Raw genomic sequence first — 3,354 nt, 5'->3', positions numbered from 1 at the left:
CCGGCGCCGCGGCCGAGCCGACGATCCGGCCCGTCTCCCGCCCCTGGCCCGATGGCCGCGCCAGACAATCCGCCGCCAATCCGCCGCCACGTCCTCGAGGAGATCGCGAAAACGCTGCGCCACCCCGGCCACCGCCGCCCGCCCGTCGCCGCGGCCGAGCCCGTGGGCGATGCCGGCGAATCCCGGTCCTCGGCCAGGACCTGGCGCAGGAACCGCGTGCCCACATTGCCGACCGCCTCGCGCAGCCGGTCGAGCAACCCCTCGACCACCCGTTCGTCATCGATGGCCAGCAGGATCGCCAGCTCATGCGCCACGGTGTGGTCGACCCGGTCGCCGCCCTCCGGCGAGCCCGACCCGCGCAGTTCGCTCCGGCGCTCGAAGGCCACCTGCAGCACGCGCCCGACCAGGTCGGCCTCGGCCGAGAGGCGACCGTGGCTGGCCTCGCGCTCCAGGAGATCGGTGCAGCGGTGGACGGTGACGGGCAGCCGCTCCGGCTCACCGAGGGGATCGCGCGCCGGGTCGGGCCAGGGATCGGTGACGGCCGCGATAGCGGTGCGGAGTGTGGGGGAGGGATGCGGCCGAGCGGAGCCGGGCCGGGTGAAGGGCGGGGCCGCCGTCGCAGCGGTGGCGCCGCGCGGTGTGCGACGGCGTCCGGCGCACCAGATGGTCGGCACTCCCTCGGCGCGGCACAGAAAGGCGTCGAACCTCAGTCGTGCCAGGGGATCGACGGCCTCGCTCCCGGCGAGGACAGCCAGGAGACCGGGGGCACGGCAGCGCATTCCTCGCGGGAGGCCGACCTGGAGCCGAAGCTGCGCGGGGTGGTGACCAAGCTGGATGAGGAGGACAGGAAGCGCGAGGGGAGTGTCTAACCGGGCGGGCGGGTTTGTCTGACCGCTTGCCACGCCGGTTAACGATCTGGCGCCAAACACCTGAAGAATAAGGTGGCTGGGGGACGTGGATTCGAACCACGACTAACGGAGTCAGAGTCCGCTGTTCTACCGTTAAACTATCCCCCAACGAAGCGTTACGCGCAGTGGATCAGAGGAGGCTTCCGTCTGTCCGGGGTGGCGCGTCACCGCCTCGGGTGCGGTGCTGATAGGCCGGTTCGCCGGGCCGGTCAAGGCCTTCTTGCGCGACCTCCGCGCGGGGTGGGCCAGGGCCCGATCGCCGGCCGAGGCGCGATCAATCCGGGCCTGCGCCGGCCTGTCCGAAAGGTTTCGGGTCAGAGGCCGGCCGGCCGACGCGGTCTCGCTGTCCGGGCATGAAGGCTGAGGCGGCGACGGGGGCGGTGCAGGAGGCGGAGCGCGCGGTGCCTGACCAACGGCGGGACCAGCGGGCGCCGGGCGAAGACCGATCGGAAAAAATCAGAGACCGGTCGCGATACACAGATTTTCCTTGGAAGCGGCATGGTTTCACTTGATGAGCACGCACTCTGCCCGATATGCCTGGACGACTCGGAACGAACCGGGTTGCTCAGATCGGGATGGAACCTCGTGTCGGACGTCAACCTGGAGCAGCAGTCTGAGTTCGTCGGCCTCGCGGCCGACATTGTCTCGTCCTATGTCGCGAACAACAATCTTCAGGTTGCGGAGCTACCGGGATTGATCGCGTCGGTGCATGCCTCGCTGACGGCGCTCGGCCAGCCGGCGGCCGCGCCGATCGAGGACACCCGGGCGACCCCGGCGCAGATCCGCAAGTCGATCACGCCCGACCACCTGATCAGCTTCCTGGACGGCAAGCCGTATCGCTCGCTCAAGCGGCACCTGACCTCGCAGGGCCTGACGCCGGCCGATTATCGCCAGAAGTTCGGCCTGCCGCACGATTACCCGATGGTCGCGGCGAGCTACGCCGCCCAGCGCTCGGCGCTGGCCAAGAGCCTCGGCCTCGGGCAGCGCCGGCGCGATGCCGCGGCGGCAGCCCAGGCGGCCGTCGAGGAACCGGCTCCCGCGGCGCCCGAGGTTCCGGCGGAGAAGCCCGCGCCGCGCCGCCGCCCGCGCAAAGCCGCGGCCGAGTAGGATGGGCCTCACCAATCCCTGGCGGCAGGCGCGGGGACGCCGCCTGCCGTCGCGCGAGCAGGTGTTGCTGCTCCTGACCGGAGCGGCCATCACGGCGGTCGGCGTCGCGCTGGCCGGCGGCGACTGGCTGGGGCATTGGTTCGGATGAGGCACGACCTGTGCGCGGCGGGCCTCGTGCTCGCCCTGGCGGCAGCGTCCGCGGCGCCCGCCGCGGCCGCGCCGGCGGACAAGCCCGTCTCCGCGGCGGCGACCATCCGCGCCTGCGCCGGCAAGGCGCAGCCGGAATACCGGAAGGGGGCGTGCCTCGACGAGGCCGCCAAGGCGCTGCGGGAGCGGCTCGGGACCCTGGTGGAGCGCAAGCTCGCCGCCATCGCGGCCGTCGCCACCCGGCCGGCGAGCCCCGGCAGCCTGGCCGGACGCGACGATGCGGAGAACTGGCGCAAGGCCTTCCTCGCCGCGCAAGGCGCATGGGAAGAGTACTTCCGGCGCCACTGCGACAGCCTCTACGACTTCGACTACCATGGCGGCTCGGCGGCGGGGCAGCTCGCCTCGTCGTGCAAGATCCGGCTCCTCGCCGCGCGGATCGACGAGATCCGGGAGTGAGGCCGTGAGCCACCGGGGGGATGATCGATGAGCGCGCCGCTCACCTTCGAGGACGACGTCGAGGCACGCCTGGGCGCCCTCGAGCTGATCGTGTCTGCCCTCTTGCGCGAGCGGGTGCAGCGGGACCCGAACGCCCGGGAGGCGGTGCTGGAGGCGCTGCGGCAGGAAGCCCAGCTGCCGGCTCCGCCGACGCCGAAGACCGAGGCGGCCATGGCCAAGGCTCTGGCGCTGGCGGAGATCATCCTGGCGCCCTGAGGCCGGGCGAGGATCGCGGCCCGTCCTCGCCTCAGGCCCCGCCGATCGGCTCGGTCACCGTGCCGGTGCCGGCGCAGTCCGGGCAGGGCTCGCCCTGGATCCGGCCGGTGCCGGCGCAATGCGGGCAGAGATTCTCGCCGGTGCCGGGCGTGCCGGGATCCGCCTTGTCCCCGGGCTTGGGTGAATCGGCCATGGCGCTCCTCCGTCGGACCTGGATCGGAGGCCGGGCGGGACCCGCCCGGCCGCGTCTCATGAAGCGGACGCTCCGCGATGCGCGTCAGTAGCCGTATCCGTACGAGATGCAGGTCCCGTACACGTCGTCGTAGTACGCGTAGGGGCCGCAGCCGCCATACGTCGCGCCATATCCGCCATAATAGCCGACATTGGAGAGGCCGTAGCCGAGCCCGAGCCCGAGGCCGACCCCGGCGAGACCGTAGCCGAGCCCGCGCCCGTAGCCACCGCGATAGCCGTAGCCGCGATA

Annotated in this window: 6 protein-coding genes, 1 tRNA gene and 1 pseudogene; 4 read left to right on the top strand and 4 right to left on the bottom strand. The window is 72.2% G+C overall.

The genetic code is table 11. The features are described from left to right. Both VQ03_RS30060 and VQ03_RS30055 read right to left on the bottom strand, forming a co-directional pair. Nucleotides 1–674, bottom strand: a 674-nt coding sequence (locus tag VQ03_RS30060; RefSeq protein WP_157064325.1) for a hypothetical protein, incomplete at its 3' end; no start/stop codon positions are given. Nucleotides 675–942: 268 nt separating this feature from the next. Beyond that, nucleotides 943–1,016: transfer RNA gene (locus VQ03_RS30055), tRNA-Gln, on the bottom strand. A 477-nt stretch (nucleotides 1,017–1,493) separates the two neighbouring features. Between VQ03_RS30055 and VQ03_RS30050 the strand changes: the two genes are divergently transcribed. The 4 genes from VQ03_RS30050 to VQ03_RS30040 are packed head-to-tail and all read left to right on the top strand — an operon-like array spanning nucleotide 1,494 to nucleotide 2,873. Then, nucleotides 1,494–2,015, top strand: a complete 522-nt coding sequence (locus VQ03_RS30050; protein WP_048454602.1) for a Ros/MucR family transcriptional regulator — start codon at nucleotides 1,494–1,496, stop codon at nucleotides 2,013–2,015. A gap of 1 nt (nucleotide 2,016) precedes the next feature. After that, nucleotides 2,017–2,163, top strand: a complete 147-nt coding sequence (locus VQ03_RS33505) for a hypothetical protein (protein ID WP_157064324.1) — start codon at nucleotides 2,017–2,019, stop codon at nucleotides 2,161–2,163. Then, complete coding sequence (locus VQ03_RS30045) at nucleotides 2,160–2,618, top strand: lysozyme inhibitor LprI family protein (protein WP_083468322.1); 459 nt, start codon at nucleotides 2,160–2,162, stop codon at nucleotides 2,616–2,618. Before VQ03_RS33505 ends, VQ03_RS30045 begins: the two co-directional genes overlap by 4 nt. 27 nt (nucleotides 2,619–2,645) lie before the next feature. Then, the gene (locus tag VQ03_RS30040) at nucleotides 2,646–2,873 is read left to right on the top strand and encodes a hypothetical protein (RefSeq protein ID WP_048454601.1); all 228 of its coding nucleotides are present in this window, start codon (nucleotides 2,646–2,648) and stop codon (nucleotides 2,871–2,873) included. A gap of 31 nt (nucleotides 2,874–2,904) precedes the next feature. Here the strand turns inward: VQ03_RS30040 and VQ03_RS34125 are convergent, their stop codons facing one another. Continuing rightward, nucleotides 2,905–3,066, bottom strand: coding sequence for a hypothetical protein (locus VQ03_RS34125; RefSeq protein ID WP_167376150.1), 162 nt, complete (start codon nucleotides 3,064–3,066; stop codon nucleotides 2,905–2,907). Nucleotides 3,067–3,150: 84 nt separating this feature from the next. Further along, nucleotides 3,151–3,354, bottom strand: a pseudogene (locus VQ03_RS34120) (hypothetical protein); the annotation flags it as partial.

The organism is Methylobacterium tarhaniae (assembly GCF_001043955.1).
GTDB lineage: Bacteria > Pseudomonadota > Alphaproteobacteria > Rhizobiales > Beijerinckiaceae > Methylobacterium > Methylobacterium tarhaniae.
Note: the sequence above shows the minus strand (reverse complement) of the source record. Positions and strands in the feature narration are given on the sequence as shown.

Bases quoted from the DNA above. Each gene is read 5' to 3' on its own strand.
- VQ03_RS33505 (WP_157064324.1), top strand. From the start codon at position 2,017: ATGGGCCTCACCAATCCCTGGCGGCAGGCGCGGGGACGCCGCCTGCCG.
- VQ03_RS30045 (WP_083468322.1), top strand. From the start codon at position 2,160: ATGAGGCACGACCTGTGCGCGGCGGGCCTCGTGCTCGCCCTGGCGGCA.
- VQ03_RS30040 (WP_048454601.1), top strand. From the start codon at position 2,646: ATGAGCGCGCCGCTCACCTTCGAGGACGACGTCGAGGCACGCCTGGGC.
- VQ03_RS34125 (WP_167376150.1), bottom strand. From the start codon at position 3,066: ATGGCCGATTCACCCAAGCCCGGGGACAAGGCGGATCCCGGCACGCCC.